This is a genomic window from Lacticaseibacillus camelliae DSM 22697 = JCM 13995 (genome assembly GCF_001436615.1).
GTDB lineage: Bacteria > Bacillota > Bacilli > Lactobacillales > Lactobacillaceae > Lacticaseibacillus > Lacticaseibacillus camelliae.
In genome coordinates, this window is the sequence record NZ_AYZJ01000034.1 from 1 (window position 1) to 15,805 (window position 15,805).

At 57.1% G+C, this 15,805-nt stretch carries 12 protein-coding genes; 1 reads left to right on the forward strand and 11 read right to left on the reverse strand.

Annotation, left to right across the window (positions count from 1 at the left end; all coding sequences use genetic code 11):
• Window positions 1–215 precede the first annotated feature (215 nt).
• The 8 genes from FC75_RS07165 to FC75_RS07200 all read right to left on the reverse strand — a co-directional run bounded on the left by FC75_RS07165 (window position 216) and on the right by FC75_RS07200 (window position 12,292).
• The gene (locus FC75_RS07165) at window positions 216–1,010 is read right to left on the reverse strand and encodes a Nif3-like dinuclear metal center hexameric protein (protein WP_054665900.1); all 795 of its coding nucleotides are present in this window, start codon (window positions 1,008–1,010) and stop codon (window positions 216–218) included.
• A complete protein-coding gene (locus FC75_RS07170) occupies window positions 994–1,701 on the reverse strand; it encodes a tRNA (adenine(22)-N(1))-methyltransferase (RefSeq protein WP_054665896.1) in 708 nt (235 codons plus the stop codon). Before FC75_RS07170 ends, FC75_RS07165 begins: the two co-directional genes overlap by 17 nt.
• A 127-nt stretch (window positions 1,702–1,828) precedes the next feature.
• Entirely contained in the window at window positions 1,829–3,133 is a 1,305-nt protein-coding gene (gene rpoD / locus FC75_RS07175; protein WP_082623123.1) for an RNA polymerase sigma factor RpoD, read from the reverse strand.
• A 19-nt stretch (window positions 3,134–3,152) separates the two neighbouring features.
• Window positions 3,153–4,970, reverse strand: a complete 1,818-nt coding sequence (gene dnaG, locus FC75_RS07180; protein ID WP_054665902.1) for a DNA primase — start codon at window positions 4,968–4,970, stop codon at window positions 3,153–3,155.
• A gap of 129 nt (window positions 4,971–5,099) precedes the next feature.
• The gene (gene glyS / locus FC75_RS07185) at window positions 5,100–7,166 is read right to left on the reverse strand and encodes a glycine--tRNA ligase subunit beta (protein ID WP_056989507.1); all 2,067 of its coding nucleotides are present in this window, start codon (window positions 7,164–7,166) and stop codon (window positions 5,100–5,102) included.
• Window positions 7,166–8,065 carry a glycine--tRNA ligase subunit alpha gene (gene glyQ, locus FC75_RS07190; protein WP_056989508.1) on the reverse strand — a complete coding sequence of 300 codons (900 nt, stop codon included), beginning with the start codon at window positions 8,063–8,065 and terminating at the stop codon, window positions 7,166–7,168. Before glyQ ends, glyS begins: the two co-directional genes overlap by 1 nt.
• Before the next feature lie 249 nt (window positions 8,066–8,314).
• A complete protein-coding gene (locus FC75_RS07195) occupies window positions 8,315–8,893 on the reverse strand; it encodes an LOG family protein (protein WP_056989509.1) in 579 nt (192 codons plus the stop codon).
• Window positions 8,894–8,959: 66 nt separating this feature from the next.
• Window positions 8,960–12,292: an MMPL family transporter gene (locus tag FC75_RS07200; RefSeq protein WP_082623124.1), complete on the reverse strand. Its 3,333-nt coding sequence runs from the start codon at window positions 12,290–12,292 to the stop codon at window positions 8,960–8,962.
• Between the two features lie 129 nt (window positions 12,293–12,421).
• Here FC75_RS07200 and FC75_RS07205 point away from each other — a divergent pair, with 129 nt between their 5' ends.
• A complete protein-coding gene (locus tag FC75_RS07205) occupies window positions 12,422–13,042 on the forward strand; it encodes a TetR/AcrR family transcriptional regulator (RefSeq protein ID WP_082397646.1) in 621 nt (206 codons plus the stop codon).
• Between the two features lie 43 nt (window positions 13,043–13,085).
• Here the strand turns inward: FC75_RS07205 and FC75_RS07210 are convergent, their stop codons facing one another.
• The 3 genes from FC75_RS07210 to FC75_RS07220 are packed head-to-tail and all read right to left on the reverse strand — an operon-like array spanning window position 13,086 to window position 15,723.
• Window positions 13,086–13,907, reverse strand: coding sequence for an HAD-IIB family hydrolase (locus FC75_RS07210; protein ID WP_056989510.1), 822 nt, complete (start codon window positions 13,905–13,907; stop codon window positions 13,086–13,088).
• A 2-nt stretch (window positions 13,908–13,909) separates the two neighbouring features.
• Entirely contained in the window at window positions 13,910–14,719 is an 810-nt protein-coding gene (locus FC75_RS07215) for an HAD-IIB family hydrolase (RefSeq protein ID WP_054661502.1), read from the reverse strand.
• Entirely contained in the window at window positions 14,719–15,723 is a 1,005-nt protein-coding gene (locus FC75_RS07220; RefSeq protein ID WP_054661499.1) for a glycosyltransferase family 2 protein, read from the reverse strand. The genes FC75_RS07215 and FC75_RS07220 overlap by 1 nt, the downstream gene beginning before the upstream one ends.
• Window positions 15,724–15,805 lie beyond the last annotated feature (82 nt).

A 15,805-nucleotide genomic window follows, 5' to 3' on the forward strand; every position in this document is an offset into this window, starting at 1 on the left:
ATGATCACAAATTCAAGACCTAAAACCTAGTTCCAAGCCCTTGACTAATCGTAGGAGACTAGGCTGAGACATAATTGACCTAGTCGCGTTCCACAAAGCAACGCCCAGACACGCAAACGCCCCTGCATCACGATTCGCACTTCGAATCGCGATGCAGGGACGCCTGCGTTTTGGGCTAAAACCGCTTTGTGTCTCAGCCTCTCGTTTGTGGGAATTCAAATAAAAGTAAACGGATCCGTGTTCAGCGTCGATGCGACCACGTGCAGCGGCCAGTTGTTCTGTTCTGCCCATCCGATCAGCAGCTCGCGTACCTTGCCTTTCATGATCGATTCGATGTGGTGGCCCGGATCGATGACTGGCAGGTGATGCGCCAGCATGTCGTGCCCCGTGTGGTAGTACACGTCCCCTGTCACGTAGACATCGGCGCCGGCCTTCTGGGCATCCGGGTAGAATTGGCCCCCATCGCCGCCGACCACCGCCACGGTTTGCACAGGTAAGGTCAGGTCGTCAGCAATCACCCGCAGCCCACCGACGTTAAAAATGGTTTTCAGTTCGTGGGCAAACGCCTCGACCGTCGTCGGCGAGTTCAAGGTGCCGATGCGGCCCATGTTGGCTTCGTCGCCGGCCTCGATGAACGGGTGCACATCGCTCAGGTGCATGGCGGCCGCCAGCCAGTCGTTCATGCCGCCGGTGGCTCGGTCCAGGTTTGTATGGGCGGCGTAAACCAAAATGTCGTGCCTTGCGATCTCACCGTACATCGCATTTTGAGGGTCGGCGTAGTTTAAGTTCTTCGGCGCATGGAACACCGCTGGATGATGCGCGAAAATCATGTCGGCGTTCAAAGCAATCGCTTCATCCACCACTTCCGGCCGCACATCCAGCGTCACGAGCACCGTGTGCACGGCCTTGGTGCCGTCACCGATTTGAATCCCAACCGGATCGCCTGGCACGGCCAAAGTCTGAGGGGCGAACTGTTCGAATTGCGCAATAATGTCATTTCCGCTCAGCATGGAATTCCTCCTTTAACAAGTCAAGCCGCGCTTGCTCGTCAGCCATTTTTGCTTCAGGCACTTGGGTCGCATTGCCGAGTCCGCGAAGAACGGCCTCCGTCTTGTCGATCTCAATTTCGAGTTGATTCAGGAATAAGGCGGTGCGCTTACGCCGCAGCACCGGACCCAGCATCAAGTCGGCCTCGGTGTAGGGAACCTGCGGCCGGGTTTGGCCGACACTCATCAGCGGATACACATGACCGGCGTCTTCAACCAGGTCCTCATCCAGAATGCTGAACTCGTGCGCGGCCAGATAGCGCCTTAGCGCCTCGGCGTCCCGGTTGGGCCCCAGAATCAGGGTCTCGGTGCCATCAAGCCGGCTCCGGCCCGCCTCAAGGATTTCTTCGATCAGTTGGCCGCCCATGCCGGCGATGTAAATCGTGTCCAAAGCATCTTCGGCCGTCAGCCCGGCAAGCCCATCGGCCTGGCGCACCACGATCTGGTCGTCGAGCCCGGCGGCATGGATGTTGGCCTTCGCGATGGCCACCGGCCCCGCACCAATGTCGCTGGCCACTGCGTAGTCGATTTGCCCGGTTTGCGCCAAGTAAATGGGAATGTATGCATGATCGGTGCCGATATCGGCAATGCGCCGACCGTCATTGTTGAAAGCTGCTAAATGCGCGAGCCGTTTTGAGAGATGAATGGGTGACATAGTTGAACTCCTTTGGGGTGATGATACCTCTAGTATACACGAAAGCTGGCGGCAGCACGCTGGTTGCGGGAGCAGTTCCACCCGCTTGGCATCAAAAAAGCGCCGGCCGCAGCCAGCACTTTAATGCTTATTCCAAAAAGTCCTTGAGCTGCTTGGAACGGCTCGGGTGACGCAGCTTGCGCAGTGCCTTGGCTTCGATCTGGCGGATCCGCTCACGGGTGACGCCAAAGACCTTGCCGACTTCTTCGAGCGTGCGGGTGCGCCCATCGTCCAAACCAAAACGCAGACGCAGCACGTTTTCCTCACGGTCGGTCAGCGTGTCGAGCACGTTTTCCAGCTGCTCTTTCAGCAGTTCGTAGCTGGCGTGATCCTCAGGCGAGGTCGCGTTGTCGTCCTCGATGAAGTCACCCAAGTGTGAGTCGTCCTCTTCGCCGATTGGCGTTTCAAGCGACACGGGTTCTTGAGCAATTTTCAGGATCTCGCGGACCTTTTCAGTTGGCATGTCCATTTCGGCCCCGATTTCCTCAGGCGTAGGCTCGCGGCCAAGGTCTTGGAGCAGCTGCCGCTGGATGCGGATCAGCTTGTTGATGGTTTCAACCATGTGAACAGGGATCCGGATGGTGCGGGCCTGGTCGGCGATGGCACGGGTGATGGCCTGGCGGATCCACCAGGTCGCGTAGGTCGAGAATTTGAAGCCCTTGCGGTAATCAAACTTCTCAACGGCTTTCATCAAGCCCATGTTACCTTCCTGAATCAGGTCCAGGAACTGCATGCCGCGCCCAACGTAACGCTTGGCGATTGAAACCACCAGCCGCAGGTTAGCTTCCGCTAGCCGCTGCTTAGCTTCCTGATCGCCTTGTTCGATTTTCAGCGCCAAATCGACTTCTTGATCGGCTGTCAACAGCGGCACGCGCCCAATTTCCTTCAAGTACATACGCACAGGATCGTTGATCTTGACCCCGGTTGGCGCAGACAGGTCGGAAAGGGCCTTCTTGGAGACCGGCTTTTCTTTCTTCAGGCTGGCTTCAGCAGGATCGCCATTTTCATCCACAATCGAGATGCCGTTATCCTCGAGCTTGAGCATCAAGTCGTCAACCGCCTCGCTCTTCAACGCAAACGGCTTCACGATCTGCTTGACGAGTTCCTCATTGGTGATCTGCTTGTCTTTCTTGTAATCCTTGATCACCTTTTTGACTGCAGCATCGTATTTCTTCGTCTCAGCGGCGGTTGGCTTGGCACTAGCCTTCTTGTTCGTCGTTTTTTTGGCGGTCGCTTTCGTCGCTGTCTTCTTTACGGTAACCGATTTTTTCTCCGCCGCAGTGGTTTTCTTTGCGCTGGAAGCAGGCGCCTTCTTGGCCGCGCTTTTGACAACTGACTTCGCCTCAGTCGCCTTCTTGGTAGTTTGTTTCTTTGTCGTATCTTTTTCAGCCATAAAAGTGCCTCCTATAACTTCATTCTCCAGCTGCCGCCTTCAATTGGCGCTGCAACTGAATATACTTATCTAACATCGCATCGACCGTTGCCTCATCGCCAAGCTGCTGCGCCTGGGTCATCTGTTGCTTGACCCGTTGCAGCGCCTGCTTGAGCCCGCGCTGGCCTACTGCCTGAATGAGTGCGGTCACCCCGTCGTCATCCGTGTCCGGTATCTCCTCAAAATCAAGGGTGGCCACCGTTGGGCTCAGCGAGGGGTCTAAGCTATCCATGAACCCTGCCACTGTTGGCGCCGGCTCGTCTTTGGCATAAGCCAGCCAGGCGTCGAACAAATTCTGATAGTCGGCGTCGGGAAAAATAAATCCCGTCCGGTGCAGCCTGGTGGCAATGGTCGAATCATGAAAACTCAGCTGCAACAGCTGCCGTTCGGCCTTTTCGTACCGGTCATAGTGCGGTGCCGCCACTGGCGCGCTCGCCTCCGGCTGCTCATCGTAGGCCTCCGGTGGGGGCGGTGGCGTGCCCCACTCTGCGTCGCTCGGGGCGCGCTTTGGCACTGCCGGCAGCTGCTGGCGCAAGGTCTCGGCCGGTACGCCGGTCAAGTCGCTGACCTGCTTCAGATACACGCTTTGCGCGACCGGCTCAGGCTCTTGACTGATTTCCTTCAAAGCCGCGTCGATATACGCGAGCTTGTCTTGATCCGAGGTCATGTCGCGGTCCGCCACTAGGTAGTTGAGGCGAAATCCAATCGGTGTCAGCGTGTGCTGTACTTGTTTGCTAAAGGCCTCAGCGCCGTGAGCCTGGATGAACTCGTCCGGGTCTTGCCCATCCGGCAGGACCACAACGCCCACTTGCAGCTGCGGATGATCACGCACCAATTCCAGTGCGCGGTCCGCCGCGTGCTGTCCCGGTGCATCGCCATCGTAGCAAATGGTGAGGCGCTTGGTCTGGCGGCTGATGATGGTGACCTGTTCCTGGGTCAGACTGGTCCCCATCGACGCAATGCCGTTAGGGACGCCAGCCTGAAACGCGGAAATCACGTCCATAAAGCCCTCAAACAGCAGCGCCCCGTTATCCTTGAACGTGGCCTTCGCCTGATCGAGATTAAACAGCACATCGCGCTTGTTGAACAGCTCCGTTTCCGGACTGTTCAGGTACTTGGCGGAACTGGCCTCTTTGGTCAGGATCCGTCCGGAAAAACCGATCACGTCGCCGTATGCGTCCTTGAGTGGGAACATCACGCGGTCGTTGAAGCGATCGAAAAGATGCCCTTGGTCATCTTCCACGAACAGGCCGCTGGCACGCTCTTCGTCATACGTGGCCTTTCGGCTGTCCAGAAACTTCTTCATGAGACTGCGGTCAGCCGGCACGTAACCCACTTCAAAATGATCGATGGTCGCCTGGCTGAGCCCTCGGTTAGTTAAGTACGCAAGAGCCGGCTCGCCGCCCTTGGTGTTGACTAACAGGTGGTGCATCATGTCGGTGACTTCACGCAGAAGCTGCTTTTGCCGGGTCTTGGACGGGTCTTCAGGCCGCCTAGTGGGCGTGACCTGCACGCCAAGTGAAATGTTGGCAAAAGCCGCAACCTTGACCACGGCCTCAGGGAAATTGACGTGGTCGTAGTCTTGAACAAATTGAAAGACATTGCCACCGCGCCCACAGGAAAAGCACTGAAAGATCTGCTTGCCCTCGGAGACGGAAAAAGACGGCGTATGCTCTGCCTGGAACGGGCACAGACCAAACAGGTTTTGCCCCTGCTTGCGCAACTGCACGTACTGGCCGATGTAATCCGCAATGTTCACTGAGGTGCGGACCTTATCGATCATTTCTTTTGGGATCAGAGCCATTCGCAATCCTCCCTCCATAGCGGTAAAAAGTCGCACTTCAAGTTTGAAATGCGACTTCGTTTTTGCCATTTACGACAGACTAACACAAGCTATAGTATAGCGGTTGCGGTCTGAAAAAGCAATCTATTTAACAATGACCGCGGTGATGTCGCCGAACTGGTGGATCAGGTTGGCCAGCCCAGTCAACTCGGCGAGCCGGTTCGTGCGCACCCGCTCATCGTCCGCCATGATCATCGTCTCGGTAAAGTAATCGGTGATGACATCCGTCAGGCCGCGCAGCGCCTGGTAGTTGGCTTCACTCGGCTGCGCGTCAAAGTGGGCCTTGACTGCGCTGACGGCATCATGCAGCGACTTTTCCGTGCTGTTTTCAAACAGCGACACGTCAACAGCCACGTTTTGGGGCGACTTGTCGGCGATCCGCAGCACGCGCCCGAGCGCTTCCATCGTTGGCTTGAAGTCCGCATCGTCCTGATGGGCGGTGAGAATTTTGGCCGCGGCAATCATCCCTTCAACATCAACCGTTGGCGCGTTCTGAACGGCATCGAGGATGTCATGACGGATCTTGCCGGTGCTTAGGAACTGGCCAACCCGGTCGCGGAAGAAGTCTGCCACTGCGGTTTGGTTTTTCTCCCAGTCAAGGCCGGCAAGCTGGTCGTTTTGCGTGAGCTTCGCGACCACCTGCTTTTGCAGTGCCGAGATGTCAAAGCCAATGTGATTGGCCGCGACCATGCGGACGATGCCGTAAGCCTGGCGCCGCAGCGCGTACGGGTCATTGGAACCGGTGGGAATCAGATCAACGGCGAAGAAGCTCATGATCGAGTCCAGCTTATCGGCAATGGCCAGCAGTGTCCCCACCTCAGACTCTGGCAGTGCACCGTCGGCGGAGATCGGCTCGTAATGCTCACGAATAGCCTGAGCAACGACCGGGTCTTCCCCTGCCAGCTTGGCATAGACCTCACCCATGACGCCTTGCAGTTCGGCAAACTCGCCGACCATGGCGGAGACCAGGTCAAACTTGTAAATGGCGGCGGCGCGCAGCAGCTTCTGCTTGTCCGCCTCAGCCAGGCCCACGTGATCCGCAAGCAATCCGGCAATGGTGCCGACCCGCGCCATTTTTTCGGTCATGGACCCGATCTTGTCGTGGAAGCTGACAGTCTTCAGCCGCTCGACAAACTGCGCAATGGTCTTCTTCTGGTCTTCCGCGTAGAAGAACGCCGCGTCTTCAAGCCGTGCGGTCAGAACCTTGACGTTGCCGCGAATGACGTTATCCAGGTGCTCAGTGTTCCCGTTGCGGACCCCGATAAACGCGTTGACCATTTTACCGTCCGCATCACGCGCATAGAAGTAGCGTTGGTTGTCCTTCATGGAGGTGATCAAAACCGGCTCTGGGATATCCAGGTACTTCTGGTCGAAGCGCCCAGCAAAGGCGGTCGGCCACTCGACCAGGTTGTTGACCTCTTCCAGCAGATCAGCATCAAGATCGATCTTCCAGTGATTGTCGGTCGCAATTTGGGCGATCTGCTGCCGAATGAGTGCTTTGCGTTCCGCGGCGTCGACGAGTACTTTTTCGCCGCGCAGGGCCTCAACGTAGTCGCCAGCCTGCTTCAGGTCGATGGCGTGACCCAAAAAGCGGTGACCTTCGGTGCGGCGGCCAGCCTTGATGTCCAGCAGCTGCATCGGCACGACCTGGTCATCAAGCAGCGACACCAGCCAGTGAATTGGCCGGATGTACTCGAAGTCATAGTTGCCCCACTTCATGCGCGTTGGGAAGGTCAACCCCTTCACGACATCGATCAGCCCAGGCAAAATCTCGGCTGCCGGCTTGCCAGCTGTCTGCTTGTGCAGGTAGACGTACTCAACGCCCTTCAGTTCGCGGAACTCGATGTCGTCGACGGTCATACCCTGGCCGCGCGTGAACCCGATGGCTGCCTTGCTCCAGTTGCCGTCAGCGTCCTGCGCGATTTTTTTTGCCGGGCCCTTGACGTCTTCTTCCGTGTCGGCCTGCTTGTCCGCCAGACCCAGCACTTCGATTGTCAGCCGCCGCGGCGTGGAATAAGTGTTGATAGTCTCATAGTCCAGATGATTGTCCTTGAGAAACTTGCCCGCTTTTTGCGCGAACTGGTTCACGCTCGGGGTCACCACATGAGCCGGCATGTCTTCCAGCCCGATTTCTAGTAAGTATGTCGCCATTAGTTTGCCTCCTCAACCTGGTGCTTCAAAAGCGGAAAGCCCAGCTTCTTGCGCTCCGCAACAAACGCCCGGGCCACTTTGTGCGCCATCTTGCGGATCCGGCTCAGATAGCCGGCCCGTTCGGTGACCGAAACCACGCCGCGCGCGTCCAGCAGGTTAAAGGTGTGGCTGCACTTTAGAATGTAGTCATAGGCCGGGTGCACTAACCCGAGGTCCATCAAGCGCCATGCCTCTTTCTCATACGCGTCAAAGAACTTCAGCAGCATGTCCTGGTCAGATTCTTCAAACGAGTACTTGGAGTGCTCGTACTCAGGCTCCTTGAAAATGTCGCCGTAAAGCACGCCGTCCCCCCATTCAAGGTCGAACACCGAGTTGACGTCCTGAATGTAGGAAGCCAGGCGCTCCACCCCATAGGTGATCTCACTGGTGACCGGCGACACTTCAAGGCCGCCGACGACTTGGAAGTAGGTAAACTGGCTGACTTCCATGCCGTCGAGCCAGACTTCCCAACCAACCCCGGCGCAGCCCATTGACGGGTTCTCCCAGTTGTCTTCGACGAAACGAATATCATGCTCGAGCGGATCAATGTTCAGCGCGCGCAGTGAGTCCAGGTAGTACTCCTGGATGTTTTCCGGTGACGGCTTCATGACCACCTGAAACTGGTGGTGTTGGTACAGCCGGTTGGGATTCTCCCCGTAGCGGCCGTCAGCCGGCCGGCGCGAAGGCTCCACGTACGCCGCGGCCCAAGTCTCCGGGCCAATTGCGCGCAGGAAGGTGTAAGGGCTCATGGTGCCGGCCCCTTTTTCCGTATCATAGGCCTGCATCAGCATGCAGCCCTTGTCCGCCCAAAAGTTCTGCAGCGTCTGGATCATTTTCTGGACACTCATCTTTTGTGTCATAACTTCCTCTTTTCTGGTCATGAAAAAAAGCGCCTCTATGCCAAAATCAGCATAGGGACGCTCGTCACGCGGTTCCACCCTACTTCAAGTCAGAGACTTGCCCTTACTTAAACATGGCTCGAAAACGCCCGTCGCAGCCCGGCCCGCAAGGCTTGCACTGCCCCTTGCTCGCTGAATGGTCTATGACCTGCAACGCTTTTTCTCATCACCGATTCAATTGATTCAAGTATAGCACGCGCGCTGATGTGGTCAAGCGCGTCCTTGCTTGGGGTAGGTGCGCAAGCGCGGTGGGGTGTAACTATCAATAAAGTGTCCCAGCTCAGTCAGGTCCGCAGTGAACAGAAGCTTGCTGCGATCGGCGGCGGTCAAAAAACCTTCCGCCACCATGTGATCGTAAAAGGCGGCCAAGCCATCGTAATAATGATTGACGTTGTAAAACGCGCACGGGCTGGCATTATCGCCGACGCGGGCCCACGAAAACGCCTCACTGATCTCCTCCAGCGTGCCGGCCCCACCTGGCAGCGCCACGCACGCGTCGGCCAGCGCCAGCATGCGCTTCTTGCGCGCGGCCATGTCCGGCACGACCTCGAGGTCTTTGAGCCCGGCCAGACCGGCCCCTCGCGCGTAGAGATTCGCCGGCATCACCCCATGAACAACACCGCCGGCAGCCAATACTGATTCCGCCAGTGTTCGCATCAGGCCAACGCCGCCACCGCCGTAGACCAGCTCAAATTGGTTTGCGACCAGCCACGCCCCCAAGTCTCGCGCCGCTTGCTCGTACACGGGTTGCCCGGAATAGGCCCCACAATAAATCGCCATTTTCTTCATGCGTGCACCTCCGCAGTCAGAATACCACAAAACCCGCAGCAGTGAATGCTGCGGGTTTTAGCGTGGCTAATTTTCGTCTTGATCAGGCGCTTTGTGCTCGCGCTCAATGTGCCATTCATTCAAGCTGACCAGCGCCGAGAGCGTGATTGGCAAGAGAATGACCAGCAGGATCAGGCCGATGATCACGCCAAGTGCGACCTGGATCAGCGTGGTGACACCGCTTGGCATCAGCGCCGCAAAGGTCCCACCCAGGATAATAGCCGCGGACAGCACGACCGCACCGATTGTCGTGGCGGCCTTAAGCATCCGAATGCGAATGTCGGGCTCACTGCGGCCGTCGCGAAAGCGGACCATCAGGAAAATGCTGTAGTCCACCCCAAGCGCCATCAGCATGATGAACGTGAAGAACGGGGTGTTCCAGCTCAGCAGCGGCCGCCCCAAAACAACATTGGAGAGCAGCCGGGTGATGCCCATCGAGGTCACGTAGGCGGTGACGAGCGTCCCGAGAATCGTGATTGGTTGCAGTACGGATTCAGTGACAAAAATCAACGCGATGAAGATCCCAATCACCATGATCGAGGCGGTACGCAGAAAATCCCCATTAGCTAAACTACGCAGGTCATGGTTTTGAGCCGTTTGCCCGCCAATGGCCACCGTGGTGCCGGCCAGGCTGCTGTGCTTGACCTTTGCAGCCAGATCCCGCTGCAGGACCCCGAACTGCTTATCCGTTTGATCCGAGTTTGGATCGCCCTTGAGCACAATGGTCATTGTGGTGATCTTGTTGTTGTCGAACATGTACGCATCCAGCGCCGGCTTGAAGGCTTTGGAATGAATCGTTGCCTTGGGCAGGTAGAACTGATTGCCCATGTAGGACCCTTGCAGCTCGGTGAGGTACTGGTCCATTGAATTTGAACCTTTTTCCAGCGCCGTCAACCCATCAGTGGCAGAACCAAGCCCGTCTTCGAGCTTAGTCAGCTGCCCGCTCATTTGCTGGAGCTTAGTGTTCAGTTCCTGGACGCCGGCATTGACTTGCTGAGAACCACTCGTCAACGCCCCGGCGCCGCTGTTTAATGTCCCGCTATTGGCCGCTAGTTTTGCCGTACCGCTAGCCAAGCTGTTCGCGCCAGTCGCGGCTTGACTAGTCCCTGCGGCCAGCGTCCCGATGGCTGAGACCGCCTGGTGCGTGCCCAAGTCCAGCGCGCTTAAGTTGGCGGCCAGACGGGCAGTACCTTGGTCAAGCGTCTTTGTGCCAGCGCTCAACTGGGCAGCCCCGCCAGCCAGCTGGGCGGCGCCAGCATTGAGCTTCGGGATATTTTCCCCTGCGGCGCCCATGCCGGTTTGCAACGCCTGCGCGCCGCTAGTGATTTGGCCTAAGCCAGTGGTCAGCCCGGTCACGGCACTTTGCGCGCCCTTGGCATAAACCGGTCCGAGCCCAGGCTGACTGTTCAGGTAACTGACGAGCAGCCGGGCCGTGGCTTGGTAACTGGCCAGCTGACTTTGCAGTTTGGCCATTTCCGGCGCCATTGCGGTCTGGCTTGCCTGCAGCGTCTGAATGCTGCGATTGAGCTGATCGGTGCCACCGCTGACTTGACTCGCGTAGTCACTCAGCTTTGCGGTATTGGCACTGACTTGATCCGTGCCGCTCTTCAAAGCCTGCGCGCCTTGGGTCAACTGATCGGCGCCACTAGCCAGCTGGCTGGCGCTGGAATTTAGTTTCTGGGTCCCATTGTTCACGGCACTCACACCACTGCTGAGGCTTTGCGCCCCCGAGTTTGCAGCGGCGACGCCAGCCGTGTAAGTGGCCAGTCCCGACTGCATTTCCTGCATCTTGCTTTGCAGCTGATTGGTGCCATCAGCTAGTGTTTGCACCTGGCTCATACTGCCGCTCACGTTGGCCGCCTTCATCTGGGTGTTGGCGCCGTTCAGGCCGGACTTGATCGCGGCCAGCCCCTTTTCAGAGGTTTTCAGGCCTTTCGTGATCGTATTCAGCTGCGAGCGCAGGTACATCTGATTCAGCTTGCTGCCACCAGGCTCGGTGACTGAGGCCACGGTTTTAACGCCGGGCTCTTTTTGCAGGTACTGCGTCAGTTCATCGACTGCCGCTAACTTGCTAGGCGTATCCAGCGGCGTCTTGCTTTGAATGTAAACCGTCGCCGGCTCTGTCATCCCCTTCGAGAAATGGTCCTCGATCACCAAGTAGCCCTGCTTGGATTGATAGGTGCTTGGCACTTCTTCAGCGTTATTGAAGCTTTCTTTGGCGTTCATCATGGCGGCAGTGAAAGGCACCGCTAGGACGGCGACCGCAGCAAGCCACAGTGCAGGCTTACTCATGGAAGCCCGGGACAACCCATACCACAGTTTGCTTGAGCTCTCAGCGCCGGTGATCTTGCTCGGCCAGAACATCTTGGCCCCTAAGGTCGCCATAAAGAACATGTTGAGTGTCAGCAGCACCGGCAGCAGGACCAGCACGCCAATAGCGACGGCGGAAGCACTTTGATAGAAGGAGAACTTCGCAAGCCACAGCACCGAAAACCCGATCAGCACGGACACGCCGGAGTACAGGACGGTCCGGCCGCCGTGCCTGCGCGTTTCTCGCGTGGCTTCAAGCGCCGACTTGCCCTTAGCCAGCTGCCCTTTGAAGTAATCGTAGAGCAAAATGTTGTAGTCCGTCCCGATCCCGAAAAGCACAATGACCATGAAAACCTGGGTGAAGTTGGAAATCGGGAAGTTCACGTATTTCGCCAGATTCATGACCACGCTCAGGCTGGTGATAAACGCGACCCCGACGTTGACCAAGGACAGCACCGGCACGATCGGTGAGCGGAACACAATGATCAGAACAATGAAAATGAAAATGATGGCGATGATTTCCGTCTTCTGAATGCCCTTTTCGGTGACGTTGGTAAAGTCATCGTTCAAGGCATCGGCCCCTGTGACGTAGGTTTTGACCCCACCTACCTTGAGCTGAGCGCGAAGCTTCGCCACCTGCGTCTTGACTAGCGGACCGTCCTTCACGGTGATCTGGGCCAGCTGCGTCGTGTGGTCTTTGGCAATCAGCTGCTTGCGCGTTTCCGCGTTGTCGTTTGGACGCATGACATCTTTGACACGCAGCCCGGATTCACTTTTTAGGCTGTGCAGCGTGCGATCAATGCGCTTGGTTTGCGCCTTGGTCAGCGCCTGTTTTCCATTGGAGAACACCGCCGTGTACGTCCGCACGGGCTTGCCGTTGGCTTTCTTTTGAATGCGCGTCGCGACTTGACTCTGGACGTCGCTGGGCAGCTTAACTGCCCCGTTGTCCCGGACCAACGCGTTCACGTCGGGCATAAACACAACGGCCAAAATGACGACAATGAGCCACGTGACAGCAGCCATGCCGTGACGTTCAAAAAATTTCTTCATGTAAACCCCTCACTCACCTGTATACGATTAGACACTTGTCAAACATTCAAGGCTATGATAAAGTACAGGCGAAAGTCATACAAGAGACAATGATTGGGCAAATGTCTCTATCTGGACAGTTTATGAAAAATGTCCAGAAAAGTCCCCGAGGAGTTAATGAAAATGAAGTACGATCCGAGCCGGAAACTCACGCGTGGTGCGAAGCGCACGCTGTATGCGTTTTCGGAAACCATGTTTAATTTGCTGGGTGAAAAACCCTTCGACAAGATCAGTGTCAACGAGCTTTGCCAGCAGGCCGATTACCCACGTGCCACTTTCTACAATTACTTTGACGACAAATACGACCTGCTGACCTATTGTTGGTATCGACTGCGCCAGGAAGTGAAACTTGACTCGCTCTCAGAGGCCAGGAGCTCCGAGACGTTCCTGCAGGCCTTTGCTCAAATTTACAACGTCTTTGACGCCCACCGCGAGTTGCTGGTCAAGGTCGTCGCCCACAACCCGCTGGACTCGCCGTTGGTATTCAATTTTACCAACTATTTCACCGGCGTCTTTTCTGATCTGATGGCCGCAAGCGACCAGCCCAAGCACTTGAAAACACCTGTCGAGCTGGTCGCTCAACATTACAGCGCCACCGTATTGTTGATCCTCGAATGGATTTTTCTTGCCGGGCACAAGGTGACGCTTGAAACCGCCGAAACCTACGCGCAGGAACTGCTGGCCCCGACCACGCTCAAGGCGCTGGCGTAAAAAACCGTTCTTTGTGATTAGTGTCTCTCACAAGGAACGGTTTTTATTGTGCGATTTTATCGGGTAAACGCCCCGCCAGGACACGGTCGATGGCCTCAAGGACCCCGCGCTCTTCGTTTGTTTTCGTGTGATACTTGCCGTACTGCCACATGTTCGGCGTGGCGTTATCAACGAGGACTGGATACCCTACCGTCTGCATCATCTCAATGTCATTGTTGGTATCGCCCAGCGCCATCATCGACTCGGGTGCAATGTGCAGGACTGCGCCCAGTTGCTTCAGACCATTACCCTTGTTCGTGGTTTTGGGCATGACATCGATAAAGGTCGGGCCGCCGACTGTCAGCGCAAGCTCAGCCCCAAATCGCGGGACGTAAACCGGCTTTATCGCGTCATAGGCCCCGCCTTTAGGAAAATACAGTGACAACTTCGCTAGCGGTGCGTCAAGCCTGGCCAAATCCGGGGCAATTCTAAACCGCGTGATGAAATGGCTGAGTTCCGGCTGGTACTGCCGCTCGCTTTGGTCGAGGTATGTCGCGTCCAGCCCGTTGCCAAGCGCAATCACATTGGGCTGGGTCCGGACAAAATTCACGATGTCTGCCACCTGCGCGGGCGTTAGGTAAGTGGCCCCGACCACTTGCCCGGCGTGCTTGAGCACCCCGCCGTTTTCCGCCAAAAAGCTCATTTGGTCGTGAACTGGCGCAAACAAGTCCTCAAGTGTGTATACGCCGCGCCCGCTGGCGGCGACAAACTCGATCCCGGCTTTGTGCAGCGCCGAGATGCGGTCAAAAATGCCTGCTGGCAAGCTGCTATCTGCAAGCAGCAGCGTCCGGTCCAAATCACTTGCGATTAACTTTACTGAAGTCATGTTCAAATTCCTTTCCAAGTTGACGTGCCTCGACCTGCGATGAGTCGTTTCAGCACTTGATCAACGCCACCTAACCGATTGGGCGGTGCGACCAAGCTCGTCACCGCAGCAAGTGCAGCATCCCCATCGGCCATGCGCATCCCCACCCCGGCGGCCTGCAGCATGGCCGCGTCGTTTTGCGCATCGCCGAACGCCAGTACATTCGCCAGTGGGACATTCAGGGCCTGCGCCAGTTCTGTAAGTGCTTGGCCTTTGTTGACACCGGCCGCAGTGATGCCCAGCGCATCGGCCTCGCCGGCAGTCACTTGCAGGCGAGACCCGAATCGGGTCTTCACCGTCGCCTGAACCTGCAAAAGCCGCGCTGGCGCGACCAGCAGGGTGATCTTTGCCACATCCCCGACCTGCCTGAAGGCTGACACCTCGGTCACCCGCGTGAAAAATCGGCGCAACTGGCGGGTCTGGTCCGCATGACCTTCCAGCAGCTCCGTCCCGTTCAGCCGGCACAGTACTGGAATTGCGCCTAGTTGCTCAGCGGTCGTGATCACCGCATGCACCACGGCTGCAGGAAGCAGGCGCGCCTGCACGATTCGGCGGTGGCTGGCGGTGATGGCGCCGTTGTGCGCAATCAGCCACTTGGCCTGCGGAAACATCGCCGAAAGTGTTGGCAGATCACGGCCACTGACCGGGACAAAAATAATGTTCAATGCCGCCAGTCGATCAATCAACGCCGCGGTCCCGGCAGTCAGCTCCCCGGTTGGAGTCAGCAGGGTGTGATCCAGGTCGCTGGCAACCAGTTTGATCTCCGCTGCCATCAGTTGAAGTGGTAAATCTGCTGCAACAGGCGGTAAAAATCAACGCTCGTGTGCCGGCCCAGCCAGCCGGGCAGGTTCACGCCGATTCCGACCACGCTGGTGCGCGCCTGGCGGTAGAATCGTGGTGCCGTCATCCGCATGTACCGCCACAGGTTGCCCTTTTTCTCCCGAGCTTCCCGAGTCCCCTGCCGCAGCAACAGAATCGAGGAGATACCAGTCACGATTTCCGTGTAGCGTGCCATGTACCGGTATAAGTGCGGATCGAGGTGACGCTCACCAGCAAGCACCTTGATCATGCGCCGATTGACCGCCAGTTGCTGATCGATGCGCTTGATCATCACGGACTCATGAACGGATTGGTCCGGCCGGCCAATGTAGTAGTGATATAAATCAACATCCAGGTAGTACAACCGCCGCGTGCTCGGCAGCGGTTCCAGCGCAAACAAGTTGTCCACATAAAACGTGTGCGTGGGCAGGTGCAGCGGCAAGTCGCGCAGCACCGCCGTCCGGTAGATCAGCGCGTGCATCAGCAGGTACTGACCGACGGGTAAGCGTACTTGCGGCCAGCCGAAAACGCGCTGCTGCGGCAGGCCATGGCGGTAGCGCGTCACCTTTTTATGGCGAACGCCCACTTTATCGTAGATGTAATTGCTGATGAACAGGTCGACCGGGACGTCAAAGCTGGTCAACTTGGCAAGCACTTGGTGAAAGGCGCCTTCGTCCAGCCAGTCATCCGAGTCCACCACCTTGAGATACCTGCCAGTCGCCACTTTCAGGCCGGCATTGATGGCCCCACCATGGCCGGCGTTTGCCTGGTGCAAGGCAACGACCTGGCGCGGATAGCGGCGGGCGTAATCGTCAATGACACGAGGCGTGGCGTCGGTCGACCCGTCGTCAACCAAAATAATTTCCACCGCCGCCCCGCCGGGCAGCAGTGAATCCACGCAGCGATCCATATAATCGGCGGCGTTGTAACAAGGAACAATAATGCTGAGTGTCTTCAACTGCCAAACCCACTTTCCAACTCAAGTAAACGCTTGTTCAATCATAATATAATTTGCGACTGGTCGCACGCGTAAAAAAGGC